The sequence below is a fragment of the Calothrix sp. CCY 0018 genome (assembly GCF_963920925.1).
In the GTDB taxonomy this organism is placed as follows: Bacteria; Cyanobacteriota; Cyanobacteriia; order Cyanobacteriales; family Nostocaceae; genus Rivularia.
The window spans coordinates 1-222 of sequence record NZ_CAWUDI010000170.1; the positions used below are offsets into that span (position 1 = coordinate 1).

At 73.4% G+C, this 222-nt stretch carries 1 protein-coding gene; it reads left to right on the forward strand.

Annotation, left to right across the window (positions count from 1 at the left end; genetic code table 11):
• Positions 1-222: periplasmic heavy metal sensor (locus tag ACM03V_RS34600; RefSeq protein WP_414625334.1), on the forward strand; the 222-nt coding region annotated here is incomplete at both ends.

The following is a 222-nucleotide window of genomic DNA, read 5'->3' on the forward strand; positions in this document are numbered from 1 at the left end:
TGCCGCAGGATGTGCGCGAGAAGGTCCACACCAGCCTGCGCGAATCCGCCCTGGCCGCCCGCCCCGATTTTGAGGCGGCGCGCGCGGCGCGGCGCGAGGCGGTCGATGTCGCGGGTGCGCCGACCTTTGATGCGGCCAGGGTGCAGGCTTTGCTGGAGCAGTCGCGTTCGGCGGAGCTGCGCGGGCGCGCCCGCCTGGAGAATGACGCCATCGCCGTGCTGG